General features: G+C 63.5%; 13 protein-coding genes. 6 read left to right on the forward strand and 7 right to left on the reverse strand.

What is annotated here, in order from left to right:
- Positions 1–47 precede the first annotated feature (47 nt).
- The 3 genes from AC0WRY_RS03755 (at position 48) to AC0WRY_RS03765 (ending at position 3,885) form a co-directional block, all read left to right on the forward strand.
- Positions 48–1,406 (forward strand): caspase family protein, encoded by a 1,359-nt coding sequence (locus tag AC0WRY_RS03755; RefSeq protein WP_491122690.1) that lies wholly within the window; start codon positions 48–50, stop codon positions 1,404–1,406.
- The gene (locus AC0WRY_RS03760; protein WP_194405734.1) at positions 1,403–2,173 is read left to right on the forward strand and encodes a M15 family metallopeptidase; all 771 of its coding nucleotides are present in this window, start codon (positions 1,403–1,405) and stop codon (positions 2,171–2,173) included. The genes AC0WRY_RS03755 and AC0WRY_RS03760 overlap by 4 nt, the downstream gene beginning before the upstream one ends.
- Positions 2,174–2,259: 86 nt before the next feature.
- On the forward strand, positions 2,260–3,885 hold the full coding sequence (locus tag AC0WRY_RS03765) for a glycosyltransferase family 39 protein (RefSeq protein WP_194405735.1): 1,626 nt from the start codon (positions 2,260–2,262) through the stop codon (positions 3,883–3,885).
- Positions 3,886–3,961: 76 nt separating this feature from the next.
- Here the strand turns inward: AC0WRY_RS03765 and AC0WRY_RS03770 are convergent, their stop codons facing one another.
- From AC0WRY_RS03770 to AC0WRY_RS03790, 5 genes are all read right to left on the reverse strand, one after another.
- Entirely contained in the window at positions 3,962–4,279 is a 318-nt protein-coding gene (locus AC0WRY_RS03770; RefSeq protein ID WP_097657200.1) for an HPr family phosphocarrier protein, read from the reverse strand.
- Positions 4,276–4,677, reverse strand: a complete 402-nt coding sequence (locus tag AC0WRY_RS03775) for a PTS sugar transporter subunit IIA (protein ID WP_007597752.1) — start codon at positions 4,675–4,677, stop codon at positions 4,276–4,278. Before AC0WRY_RS03775 ends, AC0WRY_RS03770 begins: the two co-directional genes overlap by 4 nt.
- 133 nt (positions 4,678–4,810) lie before the next feature.
- Positions 4,811–5,335, reverse strand: a complete 525-nt coding sequence (locus AC0WRY_RS03780; RefSeq protein ID WP_194408153.1) for an HPr kinase/phosphorylase — start codon at positions 5,333–5,335, stop codon at positions 4,811–4,813.
- Positions 5,336–5,391: 56 nt separating this feature from the next.
- Positions 5,392–7,188, reverse strand: coding sequence for a sensor histidine kinase (locus AC0WRY_RS03785; protein ID WP_194405736.1), 1,797 nt, complete (start codon positions 7,186–7,188; stop codon positions 5,392–5,394).
- Between the two features lie 202 nt (positions 7,189–7,390).
- The gene (locus AC0WRY_RS03790) at positions 7,391–8,092 is read right to left on the reverse strand and encodes a response regulator transcription factor (protein WP_008542552.1); all 702 of its coding nucleotides are present in this window, start codon (positions 8,090–8,092) and stop codon (positions 7,391–7,393) included.
- Positions 8,093–8,333: 241 nt separating this feature from the next.
- Here AC0WRY_RS03790 and AC0WRY_RS03795 point away from each other — a divergent pair, with 241 nt between their 5' ends.
- Positions 8,334–9,071: a HugZ family pyridoxamine 5'-phosphate oxidase gene (locus AC0WRY_RS03795; RefSeq protein ID WP_194408154.1), complete on the forward strand. Its 738-nt coding sequence runs from the start codon at positions 8,334–8,336 to the stop codon at positions 9,069–9,071.
- 362 nt (positions 9,072–9,433) lie between these two features.
- On the opposite strand, the gene AC0WRY_RS03800 is transcribed toward AC0WRY_RS03795, so the two are convergent.
- Positions 9,434–9,826 carry a hypothetical protein gene (locus AC0WRY_RS03800; RefSeq protein ID WP_194405737.1) on the reverse strand — a complete coding sequence of 131 codons (393 nt, stop codon included), beginning with the start codon at positions 9,824–9,826 and terminating at the stop codon, positions 9,434–9,436.
- A gap of 16 nt (positions 9,827–9,842) precedes the next feature.
- Entirely contained in the window at positions 9,843–11,426 is a 1,584-nt protein-coding gene (locus AC0WRY_RS03805; protein ID WP_194405738.1) for a tetratricopeptide repeat protein, read from the reverse strand.
- A gap of 405 nt (positions 11,427–11,831) precedes the next feature.
- Here AC0WRY_RS03805 and AC0WRY_RS03810 point away from each other — a divergent pair, with 405 nt between their 5' ends.
- Both AC0WRY_RS03810 and AC0WRY_RS03815 read left to right on the forward strand, forming a co-directional pair.
- Entirely contained in the window at positions 11,832–13,295 is a 1,464-nt protein-coding gene (locus tag AC0WRY_RS03810) for an adenylate/guanylate cyclase domain-containing protein (protein ID WP_194405739.1), read from the forward strand.
- A 268-nt stretch (positions 13,296–13,563) separates the two neighbouring features.
- Positions 13,564–16,158, forward strand: coding sequence for a CHAT domain-containing tetratricopeptide repeat protein (locus AC0WRY_RS03815; RefSeq protein ID WP_194405740.1), 2,595 nt, complete (start codon positions 13,564–13,566; stop codon positions 16,156–16,158).
- Positions 16,159–16,262 lie beyond the last annotated feature (104 nt).

Raw genomic sequence — 16,262 nt, forward strand, 5'->3', positions numbered from 1 at the left:
GGGGCCGGCTCTGCTAGCTTTCCGGCTTTCTGTCACGGAAATGGGCAATGTGTTGGAAGTTTCTTTTCGCCTTGCTGTTTGTAGTGTGTTTTGCCCACCCGGCCGCTGCTGAAAAGCGCGTCGCCCTCGTCATCGGCAATTCCGCCTACCAGAGCGTGTCGCGGCTGGAAAATCCCCGGAACGACGCGGTGCTGGTGGCCGATACGTTGCAGAAGCTCGGCTTCACGCTGGTCGGCGGCGGTGCCCAGGTCGAGCTGGACAAGCCCAGCTTCGACGCAGCGGTCCAGCGCTTCGGTAACCAGTTGATCGGCGCGGACGTCGCCCTGTTCTATTACGCTGGCCACGGCATCCAGGTCCGCGGGACCAATTACCTCGTGCCGATTTCCGCCAATCCGACGCGTGAGACCGACGTCGATTTCCAGATGGTCGACGCCGCATTGGTGCTTCGGCAGATGGACGGCGCAGGAACCAAGCTGAACATCGTCATTCTCGATGCGTGCAGGAACAATCCGTTTGGCGGACGCGGCCTGCGTGGCTCCGACAGCGGTCTCGCGCAGATCCGGGCGCCGGAGGGAACGCTGCTCTCCTATGCGACGCAACCCGGCAACGTCGCGCTCGACGGATCCGACGGACACAGCCCTTACACGCGCGCGCTGGTCGAGACGATGCAGCGTCCGGGCCTCGACGTGCTTCAAACGTTCAATCAGGTGGGACTTCTCGTCAAGCGCGCCACCGGCAGCAACCAGCAGCCCTGGGTCTCCTCCTCGCCGATCGACGGATCATTTTACTTTTCGGGCACGCCGGCCGGCCAGGTCGCCGCGGTCAACGTGCCGGCGCCGATCTCAACGCCTCCTGCGAATTCCACGCCGTCCGCGGCTGCGGCCGCTCGAACCCAATCGGATCTTCTGTTTCCGGATTCCGACAGCCGGCTTCTTGCCGATGGCGATTTGAGGCCGCTGAGCAAGGATGAGCTGCGCCTCGCGCGAAACGAAATCTTTGCGCGGCGAGGCCGCTACTTCAACTCGCCCGATCTGACGGCGCGGTTCAGCAGGTTCGCCTGGTACGTGCCCCACACCTGGGATCCGCAGTTGAACGCCGTCGAGAAGGCGAATGTCGCCCTGATCGATCGTTATGAATCCGGCGGTCCTGCGCCAGGCGGCTTCATCTTTCCCGATTCGGATCGACGGCTGCTCACGGTCGCAGACCTGCGCGGGCTGTCCCAAGACGAGCTCCGTATCGCGCGCAACGAGATCTTTGCGCGGCGGGGACGATATTTCGAAGCGGCGGACCTCAAGGCCCGCTTCGAACGTTTCCCGTGGTATTCGCCGAGCACATGGAATTCAAAACTCAATGCGATCGAGGAAGCGAATGTCGCGCTGCTCGATCAGGCTGGCAAGCGTCGATGAAGGCTGCGTTTCGAGCGATGCAAATCCTTGCCGCGCTCGTGGCTGCGTCCGTGCCGGCAGGCGCCCAAACCAGGACCGAGCTTCTCGACCGGCTGGTGCGTGCCTATCCCGACTTCCTCGCCAGTCACGACGGCAAGCAGATCCTGTGGCGCGACGGCACTGCGATGCCGGTGGACGATGGCCTTGATGACAAGACGTTCGATCAGCGCCTGCGCGATGCCTCGATCCTGGACCAGCTCCGATTGCCGTATCCCGTCGGTGCGTCCGGGCCGCCCGCGGTGAACGCCGACCCCGGACGGTTCCGGAACGAACCGTTCTTCACGAAGATGTATGGCGACTGCCGCAACGGAGCGGTGCAGCGCAATCTCGTCACCATCACCTGGCTGCCGCGTTCGTGGGGGAAGGCGGTCCGGGTGACGCGGATCAATGGTGTGGCCGACCGGCTCAAGGAGGTGTCCGCGGAGATCGACCAGCTCGAACCGGAGCTGAAGGCTGCGGCCTATCCGATTGCCGGAGTGCTGTCGTGCCGGCCGGTCGCGGACACCGGCAAGATGAGCATGCATGGCTATGCCGTCGCGATCGATCTGAACTTGAAATATTCCGACTATTGGCTATGGGCGGGCCGCGGAAAGTCCATTCCCTACAAGAACAGGATGCCGCGGGAGATCGTCGATATCTTCGAGCGTCACGGCTTCATCTGGGGCGGCAAATGGTATCACTACGACACGATGCATTTTGAGTATCGCCCCGAAATGCTGGCGCGGTGATCTCGCATCGTTTTTGCGGGCCGGGCGGTCATGCATTCACGTCAAGCTGATTTCACTCGGGCGCAAAACGCGCTACGCAGGCGCCCATGTCCACGACGTCGATCTCGTCCGCCCGACCACGCGCGAAAACCCGCCTGAGCTTCGACCGCTTCCGGGCCTGGCTGGTCGCCTGCGCAATCCGCCCGGAGGCGAGATTGTGGCTGGTGATCCAGCTCGCCATCCTGCATGCGGTGCTCTGGACCTTCATCCTGATCAATCTCAAGGCCGCGCAGGACGTTCACATGGACGTCGCGGAAGCCTGGGGCTGGGGCCAGAAATTCCTCTGGGGTTACGGCAAGCACCCGCCGCTGTCGGGCTGGGTCGCCGGCCTCTGGTTCACGGCGTTCCCGGCGACGGATTGGGCGACCTACGCGCTGGCGATGGCGACCGTCGGCCTCGGCATGGTGATCTGCTGGCTGGTGGCCTTGCGCGTCGTGGATGCGCGGCGCGCGTTCCTGGCCGTGGTGATGGTCGCGCTCTACCCGATCTTCAACTTCAAGGGCTTCAAGTACAATCCGGACCTGCTGCAGCTCGTCACGCTGCCGCTGCTCGTGCTCGCCTATCTCAACGCGTTCGAGAAGCGCAGCTGGCAATCGGGCCTCTGGCTCGGCCTTGCCGGCGCGCTGGCGCTGATGACCAAATATTGGGTGCTGACCATGATCGGCGCCATCGGCCTTGCCGCGCTGATCCATCCGGAGCGGATGAAATTCCTCGCCTCGCCGGCGCCGTGGGTGGCGATCGCGACGATGGTCGCGGCGATGATCCCGCACATCGTCTGGCTGGCGGATGCGCATTTCGTGCCGCTGACCTATGCCGGCGACACCTATAGTCTCCATGACGACCGTCTTCTGCATCAGCTCGTGGCCGGCTATGCCCTGCATAACATTGCGCTGCTGGCGTTGCCGGTGGCGCTCGCCGCGCTGGCGATGGCGTGGGTGCCGCCGTGGTTCAACCTGCTGCTGCGCGCGCCCTCGCGCATCGTCACGCGCGCCTGGGCGCGCGGCGCCAATCCGGGCGTCAACCTTTCGCAGGCGCTGAATGTCTGGATCGTGCAGGTCATCGTTGCGGTCGGCCCGCCGCTCGGTGCACTCGCTTTCAGCATCTACATGAAGACGGATTGGGGCATCTCGCTGTTCTTCCTGGTGCCCTTGGCGCTGGTCGCGATTCCGGCGCTGCGGGTGCAGAGCGCAGTGTTGTTCAACATCACCGCGATCTGGCTCGTGCTCAGCGTCGCGACGCTCGCCGCCTCGCCCTGGATCGCCGCGCGCGAGATGGCGGCCAATGCCGGCAACGCGCAGATTTACGGCGCGCGCTCGGAGCTCGCGCGCGAATTGACGCAAGCCTGGCACAGCCGCTTCGCCTCGCGCTGGGCCGTCGTTGCCGGCACGATGGAGCAGATTCAGCCGCTGGTCTTCTACAGTCCTGATCATCCCTCGGCATTGCTGCCGCTGGAGGCCTGGGATTCCGGATTGACCTCGCGCGACGATGCCAAGAAGTACGGTTTCATCGGCGTGTTCGATCCGACCGACGGCCGTCTGCCTGCGTTCGAGAAATGGGTGTCGGAGACCGCGCCCAACGCCGAACGCATCGTGATGACGACCCGCCGCTTCACCCACGGCAAAGCCGGCCCGTCGATGAGCTGGAACATCTACATCGCGCCGCCGGGGAAGTGAGGTTGTCGTCGTTCCGGGGCACGCCAAGCGTGAAAGGGTTCGATGCTGCGCATCGCCCCGAAATGACAACGGGCAGCTAAATCCCTTCCTCGTTGAACTTGCTTTCAACGAGCTCGGTGATCGCCGCGAGCGCGGCTTCGGCGTCGGTGCCGGCGGCGGCGACGGTGATGGTGGTGCCGGGTCCCGCGGCGAGCATCATCAGGCCCATGATCGAGGTGCCGCCGACGGTCTCGCCGCCGCGCGTCACCCAGACTTGCGCGTCGAAGCGCTCGACGGCCTGGACGAACTTCGCCGAGGCGCGCGCATGCAGGCCGCGCTTGTTGATGATCAGGAGATCCTTGGAGATCGCGCCCGCGGGCACGCCTGTCCCCGCTTGTGGCGCGTCGTCGCTCATTTGCCGGCGAGCACCCGGCTGGCGATGGTGACGTATTTGCGGCCCGCTTCCTGAGCCATCGCGATCGCGTCCGGCAGCGGACGCTCCTCGCGGACCTTGGCGAGCTTCACCAGCATGGGAAGGTTGATGCCTGCGAGCACTTCGACCTTGGGCCGGCTCATGCAGGATATTGCAAGGTTCGACGGCGTGCCGCCGAACATGTCGGTGAGGATCGCAACGCCATCGCCGGAATCGACGCGGTTAACCGCCTCGATGATGTCGCTTCGACAGAGATCGGAATCATCTTCGGCGCCGATCGTGATCGCTTCGATTTGCTTTTGTGGGCCCATGACATGTTCAAGCGCTGCCTTGAATTCGTCGGCAAGGCGCCCGTGGGTCACAAGTACTAGACCAATCATCGGAAAACTCCTCGCGGGCGCTTTTGGTGCACCGCACGAACGCGCCACTTTGACCATCCAGAGCCCCTGCGCAAGAGGGGATGTTGCGTATCTCCCTGAATCTAGACGGATGGATGAGGGGAGCTGCGCCGGTCTATTCGGTCGCGATAGTGGGGTTCATATGGTTACCATTTCCCTTCAAACAATCGCCTGAAGGGTTAACGGAAGATGAACTCTTGGTAGTGGTCAAGGCCGCAACAACCAGGGGGAGGGGTGAAGTGTCGCGGCCGACGGGGATTCGCGGTATTTCGACACCGGAAATGCTGGTTTTCAGGGCTTCCGGCGGCGGCAGGCGCTCGGCGTCCGCGGCGTCGAGATCGACCACGAGACCGACGGTCGCATGCTCCACGAAGTCGCAGCGGCGGATCCCGAGACCCCGGATCTCGATCAGGCCCTCAAGGCGGGGCGCGGGGCGGACCTCAATTTCATCGCCGACTGTCGCCAGATGGACACGGTCATCCCCGACCAGAACGGCCCTGTCGACCACGCCCGAACGTCCCGCCATGATCAAATCAAAGGCAAGGCGCGACTTGCCGGAGCCCGAGGGCCCGCGGATCAGCACCGCCAGAGGCCCGACCTTGACCGCGGTGGCGTGCACGCTGGGCGAGCCATCGTTCAAGCTGCCTTCGTTCAAGCTGCCTTCGTTCAAGCTACCTTCGTTCAAGCTATCTTGGCTCATAGCGCCGGCAGTCGCACCACGAAGCGCGCGCCGGCAACTGTGGGCACGCCCTCGTCATCCGGCGGGCCTGCGCGGTTCTCGGCCCAGATCCGTCCGCCATGGGCGTCGATGATCTGCTTGGAGATCGAGAGGCCGAGGCCGGAGTTCTGGCCAAAGCCCTGATGCGGACGATCGGTGTAGAAGCGCTCGAAGATGCGCTCCAGCGCGTCGTCGCGAATGCCGGGGCCGTCATCGTCGACCACGATCTCGATCTCTCCGCGCACGCGGCGGCAGGTGAGGCGCACCTTGTTGCCGCGCTCGGAAAACGACTGCGCGTTGGAGAGCAGGTTGGAGACCACCTGCCCGAGCCGTGAATCGTGGCCGGTCACGGCGAAGGTGTCGGTCGGGCTGCGGCCTTCGAGGCGGGTCTCGACCGCGACGTCGTGGCCGAGCTTGGTTTCATTGGCAACGGACACCAGCGTCGTCAGCAGGCGGCGCAGATCGACCGGGATCGCATCCTGGCGCTGCAATTCGGCATCGAGGCGGCTGGCGTCGGAGATGTCGGAGATCAGGCGGTCGAGCCGCTTGACGTCGTGCTCGATCACCTCGAGCAGGCGGGCGCGGCTGTTTTCGTTGCGCGCCAGCGGCAGCGTCTCGACCGCCGAGCGCAGCGAGGTCAGCGGGTTCTTCAGCTCATGCGCAACGTCGGCGGCGAACATCTCGATCGCCTCGATGCGGCTGTAGAGCGCGCTCGTCATGTCACGCAATGCGCCCGAGAGATGGCCGATCTCGTCGCGGCGGCGGGTGAAATCGGGAATCTCGATGCGGGCCTTGATGCGGCGGCGGACGCGCTCGGCGCTGTCGGCGAGCCGGCGCACGGGCCCGGCGATCGTGCTCGCGAGCAGCAGCGACAGCATGATCATGACGGTGGCCGCGACGCCGCCGACCTTCAGGATGGCGAGGCGTTCGGCGGTGACCATCTGGTCGATGTCGTCGCCTTGCGTCGACAGCATCAAGGCGCCATGGATCGCGCGCGAGCGCAGCACGGGGACCGCGACCGAGACGATCACCTCGCCGCGCACGTTGACCCGCACCATCGAGCGCTTCTGGCCCTGCAGCGCATCGCTCACCTCGGCATAGCCGTTGCCGTTCTCGGGCCCGAGCTCGCGATAGAGCGGCAGGTCGCCGCGGTTCAGCCAGGTGCGCACCGCGACCATGCCGCGTTCGACGATGCCGGGCTTTTCGGCCGGCGGCGGCAGATTGTAGCGCAGCACGTTTTCGAGGTTGCGGCTGTCCACCAGCAGGCTGCCGTTCGGATCGTAGATGCGGGCGCGCGTCTTGGTCGGCGAGATCAGCGTGCGCAGCACCGGCGCGACCCGCTCCGGATTGATCGGGAAGTCCAGCGGCGAATATTCGTCCGAGCCGCCATAGGTCTCGCCCGGCTTGAGGTCGAGCAGCCGGTCGGGATCGATGGTGATGGCGTTGGTCTGAACCGTGGCGGAGGCCGCGATCGCGCCGGCGATGATCTCGGCCTGAACCAACAGGCTCTGCGCCCGCGCGTCGATCAGGCCGGCGCGGAATTGCGACAGATAGAGGATGCTGGCGACCAGCGCGACGAGGCCGGCAAGGTTGAGCGAGACGATACGGCGGGTCAGGCTGGAGAAGGACAGCGCGAAGAAGAACTGACCGGCGCGCTTCAGCCAGTTCAGCGGCCGGAAGCCCTGTGGCTTGTCTTCGGCAAATTGCTGCTGAACGCCGTCGGATGTGACATCCCCGGCGCTCCGGTTTGGATCAGGCTGCGTTCGGTCCAGCAATGCTTACGCCTGCGTTAGGACAGCTCGTTGAGGGTCCCTGCATCCTAGAGCATGATCCGGAAAAGTGTGCAGCGGTTTTCCGAAGGATCATGCTCAAGAAATAATCGAACGTGCGATGATCTCATCGCGCTTGGAGCAATCCCGGTCCCCATGGAACGAGAACCGGAGATGCTCGTAAGTGTTTGCGAAGGCGCCCGCCGCCTCAGGCTTCCTTGAAACGGTAGCCGACGCCGTAGAGCGTCTCGATCATCTCGAACTCGTTGTCGACCACCTTGAACTTCTTGCGCAGCCGCTTGATGTGGCTGTCGATGGTGCGGTCGTCGACATAGACCTGGTCGTCATAGGCGGCGTCCATCAGCGCGTTGCGGCTCTTCACCACGCCGGGACGGGTCGCCAGCGCCTGCAGGATCAGGAATTCGGTGACGGTCAGCGTCACCGGCTCGTTCTTCCAGGTGCAGGTATGCCGTTCCGGATCCATGCGCAGCAGGCCGCGGTCGAGCGCCTTGGCGTCGTTCTCCTTCGGCGCGACGGTCGGGTCCTTCGGTGCCGAGCGGCGCAGCACCGCTTTGACGCGCTCGACCAAAAGGCGCTGTGAGAACGGTTTGCGGATGAAGTCGTCGGCGCCCATCTTGAGGCCGAACAGCTCGTCGATCTCCTCGTCCTTGGAGGTCAGGAAGATCACCGGCAGGTCGGACTTCTGCCTGAGGCGGCGCAGCGTCTCCATGCCGTCCATGCGCGGCATCTTGATGTCGAGGATGGCGAGGTCGGGCTGGGTGGTACGGAAACCGTCAAGCGCGCTGGCGCCGTCGGTGTAGGTCATGATGCGGTAGCCTTCGGCTTCCAGCGCGATCGAGACGGATGTGAGAATGTTGCGGTCGTCGTCGACCAAAGCGATTGTGGGCATGAGCCTCTGCTTTCTGCTGTCCGTTTGGGTCGTGGCTTGAAACGGCGAGCAATCCACTGATGCGCCGCATACATGGGTGCCGAAGTCGGCGTTCGAACCTTGTCACCGAGCAATGCAAGCTGGGCTGAAGTGTGACCAAGTTCCACGAAATGCAGCAGATTCGCCGCATGTCGACCCATAACCAGGCCCCCGTTTACCCGAAAAAAGGCCCCCCTTGCAACCACCTGAGCCGAGAAAGCCGATGCAACCGACCCCTGATTTCGACCCCTCAAAGCTCGCCAAATCCCTGCTGCGGCGATCGCGGCAGGGGGCGCTGGCAACCCTCATGGCCGGCAGCGGCGACCCCTATTGTTCCCTGGTCAATCTGGCCAGCCACCCCGACGGCTCGCCCATTTTGCTGATCTCGGGCCTCGCCGTGCACACCAGGAACATTCTGGCGGACAGCCGGGTCTCGCTGATGCTGGATGAGCGGGCGGCAGGCGATCCGCTGGAAGGCGCGCGGATCATGCTGTCCGGCCGGGCGGAGCAGGCGGATTCCGAAAGGGAACTGCTGCAGCGGCGGTATCTCAATGCGCATCCGTCTGCGGAAGGCTTTGTTTCTTTTAAGGATTTCTCCTTTTTCCGGATCCGCCCCACGGGAACCCATCTGGTAGCCGGCTTCGGCCGGATCGTCGACCTCAAGCCCGAGCGATTCCTCACGGACCTCACCGGCGCCGAGGATCTGCTGGCGGCGGAGGAGGGCGCTGTCGACCACATGAATGCCGACCATCGCGAGGCCATGGGCCTCTACGCGACGAAGCTGCTGGGCGCGGCCGCGGGCGACTGGCGCTGCACCGGCTGCGATCCTGATGGTCTCGACATGCAGGACGGCCAGATCGCGCTGCGGCTGGACTTTCCGGAGCGGGTCACGGACGGCACCTCGCTGCGCAAGATGCTGGTGCGTCTCGCTGGCGAAGCGCGCAGCAAGGTGGGCGACTAGGGCGTGTACTCCCGAAATCGAGGTCGGCTCTGAGCGCCGAGCGGAAGTTTTCTGATTGGGTGGAGCAGTACTGCTGATGACCCGGACCGGAAGTCGCAGCGCTCGCAACATGTGACGCCGTCATTCGCCATGTGGACGGGACTGCGCGAGAGCGCCGTTAAACGCGCGACCGTTCCTGTCATCCGCCCCGCCGGAGCCGCGCTGCAATTGTCTGCGACAGGCGGCAAACTGACGTGCCAACGTTAGCCCGTATCCGCTGATGCGGACTGAACGGACCCGGCGCCCACAAGATCTCGTTTGGCTCGCTTATGATCCGCAGCTCTCGGCGCTTGTTATCCAGGAGAATGTTTCTTGGCAGGCAATTATCTCAGCCACAGCTTGAGGGGAACCGCCTGACGATCGGGGCATTTCATGGTGCCCGTATAGGAGTCTGACAGTCGTCCACTGTAGGTGCATTCGACGCCGGCAACCGAGAATGTCGCGTTCAATTGGGATGATGAGTCCGATACCCGAAAACGCATTTCACCGGTCTTCTCCTCCGGGCCATCCTGAGTGCACACCCCGATGTGCTTCATCGTTAATGGCCCGGAGTATTCCTTCGTATGGCCGGAAACCGTTTCGGTGACGGTGGCGGTCAACTCCCACTCGCCCAAATGGCCAGAATATCCTACGACCTGAAGCGATTGAGCGCTGGCCGGGCTCGCAAGGATGCCCAGAACGATCGGCAGAAAGGCTGCTCTCACGGTGTGTTCCATGGCTTTCGCCGGCTTCTCAGCGCTTCGTCAGGAACGCACGCGCCTCGGCAAGCTCGATCCGGGTGCTATCGGCAGCATCGGCGATCGCAACGACCTGGCCGTAGTAGTCCCGAGCCTTGGCGGAGTCACCGGACTTTTCTGCGGCCTTGGCCGCGCCCACATAGGCGCCGAGTCGGTTTGGCTCCTTCCTCAGGGTTGCCTCAAAGGCGGCAAGTGCTTCATTGGCATTGCCGCTCTCGAGCAGCATGACTCCATAGAGTTCGCGCGCCGGTCTGAGCACGCCTGGCGTCACTGGATGCTTCTCGGTCTTGTCCTCGGCATCAGCAGCGGCACTCATCGCCTTCAGCGCATCGTCGCGGTTGCCTTCGGCGTAGAGCAGCCAGGCGGTGGCCACCTGCCGCTGAATGTCGACTTGCTGCGACCAATATGCGTCCTTGGCATCGCGCAACTTATCGCGCAGCTCAGCGAGCTTTGCGATGTCAGCCTTGGCGGCTTCAGGATTGCCCGACCGGGCTGCGCCTAGCGCTCGCGCGAAATGAGTGATCGCCTGGACGTGAGCCAGCGGACTAGGGCGAACCTGAAGCGCCGCCGCAGCCTTCCAATCGCCGCGCTCCACTGCGTAGCGTGCCGGCGAAGCGGCCTGCGCGTATGGCCCGGCGATGAAAGTCTCGGTGAAGCCGGTGACCGCGTTCATCTCGTCGATAATGGCTGCGGCTTTCTCATCCTGCCCAAGTTGTAGATAGGCGTAGACCAAATAATCCATAGCGTGCAGCTGATCATGGCCCTCGTTGTCCGCGCTGGCGACACGCGATGATTCGACGTTGGAGGCAATCGACTCCTTCCAGTAACCGACGCGCGTAAAGATGTGTGATGGCATGTGCTGGGCATGAGCTGACGCTGGCGCGACCTTGGCGTAGCGTCGGGCGGCATCAAGGCCTTTCTCGGCGATCGGCGGATAGTCGTAAAGGTGAATCAAGTAATGCGCCACGCCGGGATGTTGCGGCTGGCGTATTGCGATCGGCTCCAGGATTGCCGCGCCCTTGAGCTGGTTGGCGTAGGTTTTGTCGGCCGGCGAAGCCGAGGTGTTTAGGGCAAGCGCATAGTAGATCTGCACTTCGTCATCATTGGGGTAGCGCTGTGCTAATTGCTCCATGGCCTTGGCGTAAGCTTGCATGCGCGTACGGTGATCGACCTTGTCGTAGTCGGCATACATAACGCCCAGCGCATCGAGGTAGTCGCGCTCGCGCTGAGTCTTGGCGCCGACACTCTTTCCTTTCGCGATTATGGCCCCGCCCTCGGCGAGGTTCTTCGCAGGCGTCGGCACATGCGGATTCCACAACAGGCTGAGCGCGATGCCCCAATAGGCAATGCCGCATTCGGGATCGGCCTTAAGTGCATCTTCGAAAACCTTTTGCGAGGCGCGGTACCAGAACGAGTGCTGGTACAACATTCCCTGGCTAAAAAGCTTCTGCGCTTCCGGTTTGCACGATGTTTCGAAATTCACCGTACCGAGCTTGTCGTCCGATTGTCCCATTGCTGGTTGCGGGAGCGAAAGTCCAGCCGCCGCTATGGCGGCAACCGCGAATGATTTGTTTTTCATGATCCAGCTCCATGGCAGCATTCGAATTCCAACAGAGCGAACTGAAAGGTTATGCCGATTTCATGAGGCCAGCTACCCTTTTCTATTTGGCACTCTCCATGTCTACTTGGACTCCAAGGCATGTCAGCGAGATTTACGCTTGTTGTGCTCAGAAGCCGAGACGATCAAGACCGATATTAGCGCCTCCGCCGCGCCACGACCGAAGGTGGCCCATCAGCGAAGTCGCGCCTCATCTAATGGAGGTCCGCTCATTGGTGCTCGGCGGACTAGATTTGCTCAATCTGAGTTCTTCGCATTTTGACCCATAAGCGACATGGAAGGATCAAAAGTCTTGCCATACAATGTCCTGTGGGCAGCGGTTGCTCAAGACGGCCCAGCGCAGATTGCATCGCCAGGAGCCGATCAATGACATTGATTGACGAACGGCTTCTCGAAAGCAAGATGACCCAGATCGAGCAGGCCCGCAGTTGGAGCCCGCGCGTCATCTCCAAGTTCGAAACGCTGATCCGTAGCGGTGATGAGGTCAGCCTGTACCGTGCCAATCCGCTCGCGTTCGCCCGCGACCGCAGCGTGGCTGAGCCGGAGTCGATCGATCTATTTCTCCACGCCGCTCGTGTCGGGCTGGTCGACATGCATTGGGACATTCTCTGCCCCCACTCGGGCCTGGTGCTGGAGAGTTTTGGGAGGCTCCGTGCGCTTCGGAGCCATTTTGTCTGCGGGCTGTGCGATATCGAGGGCGAGACGGAGCTGGACGACTTCATCGAGGTTTCCTTCTCTGTCTCGCCGCAAGTCCGACCCCTCGCTTTGTATGACATCGATAATCTTTCGATTGAAGATCTGCACTGGAAGCTCAAGTTCGCCAACAGCGGGCGTCTGCCTGGCGGGCAAACCCGATTTGTCGATTTCCTGCGCGGCCTCCTCCGCGGAATGACTTATCTGCCATCCGGCCTGACGACGACGCTGCAGGCCGAGATCGAGCCGGGCGCCCTCTCCGGCGTCAACGTCCAGACGCAGGCGGGCTTCATGCTTCCGGTCATGCTCGCTCCCTCTGCCGAGCAGGTTCCGAAGACTCAGACGATCGTTCGCATCGCCTATGACGGGCAACGGTTCACGCCAGCTGTTTCGGCCCTCCCTTCGGGCTCCGTGGTCTTCGAGATCAGCAACACCGGTCCCAGGCGCGGTTCGCTGCTCCTGATCAACTGGCCGCCTGAAATCCTGGCGATGCCTAAAAAGCCGACGCTCCAATTCGATCCCTACGTCTCCGGTGGCATGCTGCTGACGCGCCAGACGTTCCGCAAGCTCTTCCGTTCGGAGCGCGTCGATGAAGAGGAGGGCCTCGGCGTCCGGCAGGTGACGTTCCTGTTCACGGACTTGAAGGGGTCGACCGCGCTCTACGAACGTCTCGGGGATCTCAATGCCTATGCCTTGGTTCGCGAACATTTCGCTCTCCTAGATGCAATCGCTCATCAGCATGCCGGTGCCATTGTGAAGACCATCGGCGACGCCGTCATGGCTGCGTTCTTCCAACCGGCGGATGCCGTGGCGGCGGCGCTCCAAATTCTGCAAGACATCGAACGGTTCAACCGGGATCATGGCCAGCCGGCGATCATTCTCAAGATGGGCGCCCATTGCGGGCCGTCTATCGCCGTGACCCTCAATGAGAACCTCGACTATTTCGGCCAGACCGTGAATATCGCAGCTCGGGTGCAATCATTCGCCGGTGCCGGCGAAATCTGTCTCACGGAAGCGCTCCATACGGCCCCCGCCGTTCGCCAGCTCCTGACGGGGTACGGTGTCGAAGAGTTCGACGCCCCGCTGCGTGGCGTCGAGGGCGAGGCGCGAGTCTATCGGGTCACTGGCCGATCGTAGCTTAGCTACCCGCCTTGCTCAAAGGACAGCGGTGTTGCGAGCGTCAAAGAGAGGGGGCCTCTCAACCGTGCAAATGTCGCCTTGTGGCCCATCAGCGACGTCCGGCGATGGCCGGCTCTATACCGCTGTTGAGGGGGAAGCGGACACCCGAGAGCGCTCAAACCCAGCGCCGGATTATGAGTACAACCTAGAACGCAACGTTTGAACGTAGCGACCCGTCGCTGCGACCCAAGACGATAGGTCTGTAAGGCTCGCAGCGAGAGGGTTTATGACGCGTCGTCGTTTGGCATTGGCTGCGGGTCTGGCACTCGCGATTACCACGTCGCTTGCCACGCCCGGCCTTGCCCAGAAGGGCGATCTGTCAGCACAAAGCGCGCGCATCAATGCGCTCCGCAGCGCCGGCAGATATGCGGAGGCGCTGCCGCTGGCGCAGGCCATGGTGGCCTCTCTCGAGAACACCAGCAACAACCGCGATCTCGCCGCCGCGCTCAACAATCTCGGGCAGATCCACGCCGACCAGGGCCACGACGACCAGGCCGAGCCGCTCTACAAGCGTGCCATTGCGCTGATGGAGAAGGGCACCGGTCAGGGCACCGTCGAGATCGCGCCGCTCCTGAACAATCTGGCGGCGCTCTATCAGCGGCAGGGCCGCTTCGCCGAGGCCGAGCCGCTCTTCAAGCGCGCGCTGGCCGTCAGCGAAAAGGGCCTGTCGCGCGAGCATCCCGATGTCGGCCGTGCCCTGAACAACCTCGCCACGCTCTACGTGAAGCAGGAGCACTTTGCCGACGCCGAGCCGCTGTTCCAGCGGGCGCTGGCGATCTATCAGAAGATCGCCGGGCCCGAGCATCCCGCGGTCGCCACCGTCCTCAACAATATCGGCCAGGTCGATCGCGACCTCAACCGCGACACCGATGCCGAGGCGCCGATCAAGCGCTCGCTCGCAATCCGCGAAAAAGTGCTGGGACCTGATCATCCCGACGTGGCGCGTTCGCTGAACAATCTCGCCGGGCTCTACGAGCACCAGCAGCGCTATGCCGAGGCCGAGCCGCTCTATCGCCGCGCGCTGTCGATCCGCGAGCGTGCGCTCGGACCCGACCATCCCGATGTCGCGACCTCGACCAGCAATCTCGCCAACTTCCTTCAGATGTCGGGCCGGACCGCCGACGCCTTGCCGTTCGCGGAGAAGACGCTTGCCGGCAATCGCGCGCAGCTGCGAGTCGTGCTGCCTGTTCTGTTCGCGGCGCGGCAGCAGGCGCTGCTGGCGAGCGACAAGGCGCTCGATGACGCGCTCGCCGCGATCCAGCGCGGTACGCAATCGTCCGCCGCCTCCGCCGTGAACAAGCTCGCGGTGCGGATGGCCGCCGGCAGCGATCGGCTCGCCGAGCTGGTGCGCCGGGACCAGGATCTTACCGCCGAGGCCGAGGCGCTCGACAAGGCGATCATCGCCGCGGTGTCGAAGCAGTCGGCGCAGCGGGATGCCACCGCCGAGCAGCGCAGCCGCGCCCGGATCGCTGCGATTGCGAGCGAGCGTGCGGGCTTGCAGAAGACGCTCGTGCGCGAATTTCCCGACTACGCCTCGCTCTCCAACCCGCTGCCGCTGGCAGTGAAGGACATCCAGCCGCTGCTGTCGGCGGACGAAGCGATGGTGATCTATTCCGTCGTCGACAAGCAGAGCTATGTCGTCGCGATCACGCGCGATGGCGCTGAGTGGAAGGAGATCCCGCTCGGCGCGGATGCGATGGCGCGGAAGGTGGCGGCTTTCCGCAAGGGACTGGATGTCGGCAAGGCGCGCGATGCCTCCGGCAAATCGGGACTGTTCGACCTCGCGCTCGCGAACGAGCTCTATGTCGCGCTGCTCGGCCCGGTCGAGGCGTTGACGAAGGACAAGCGCAATTTGCTGGTGGTGCCATCGGCGGCGCTGACGGCATTGCCGTTTCACCTCCTGGTGACGGAGACGCCGCGGGCTGCGATCCCGGACAAGATCGAAGGTTATCGCAATGCTGCCTGGCTGCTGCGGCGTCAGGCCGTCTCGGTACTGCCGTCGGTGATCTCCCTGAAATCGCTGCGTGCCTTCGCGCGCAGGGATCAGGGCGCAAAGCCGATGACCGGATTCGGCGATCCTGTCTTCAATCCCGCAGCCGAAGGACCGGCCGACCGACGCGCTGCAAGCGGTAAGGTCGCCGCGCGCAGCATCGCGACGATCGCCTATACCGATTTCTGGCGCGGCGCCGGCGTCGACCGCGCGCGGCTGGCACAGGCGCTGCCGCAACTGCCCGACACCGCCGACGAGCTGAACGCGGTGGCGAGGGACGTCGGCGCCACTGAAGCCGACATCCATCTCGGACGTGATGCCAGCGAGACGACGCTGAAGCGTGCAGCGCTTGCTCAATACGGCATCATCTACTTTGCCACCCATGGTCTCGTTGCGGGTGACGTCAAGGGACTGGGTGAGCCCTCGCTCGCGTTGTCCATTCCCGATCAGCCGTCGGAGCTCGACGACGGTCTTCTAACCGCGAGCGAAGTGGCGCAGCTCAAGCTCAATGCCGATTGGGTGGTGCTGTCGGCCTGCAACACCATCGCCGGCGACAAGCCCGGCGCCGAGGCGCTGTCGGGGCTGGCGCGCTCGTTCTTCTACGCAGGGGCCCGTGCGCTCCTGGTCTCGCATTGGGCCGTGGATTCGGAAGCCGCCACCCGCTTGACCACATCGACGTTCGAGCTGCTCAAGAACGAACCAAAGATCGGTCGTGCCGAAGCCCTGCGCCGCGCGATGTTAACGTTTGTTGACGACGCCTCGTCGCCACGCAACGCCTACCCTGCAATGTGGGGCCCGTTCGCGCTGATCGGCGAAGGTGAGGTAAGATAAGCCGACGACACAGGGATTGTGCGGCGCAATAACCTGATGTAACGCGCAAACACGCGTTTGGTTGCGCGATCATTTGCGTTTTCTCGTCGCGCCGGTTCAGAGCT

Source organism: Bradyrhizobium sp. T-12 (assembly GCF_058314695.1).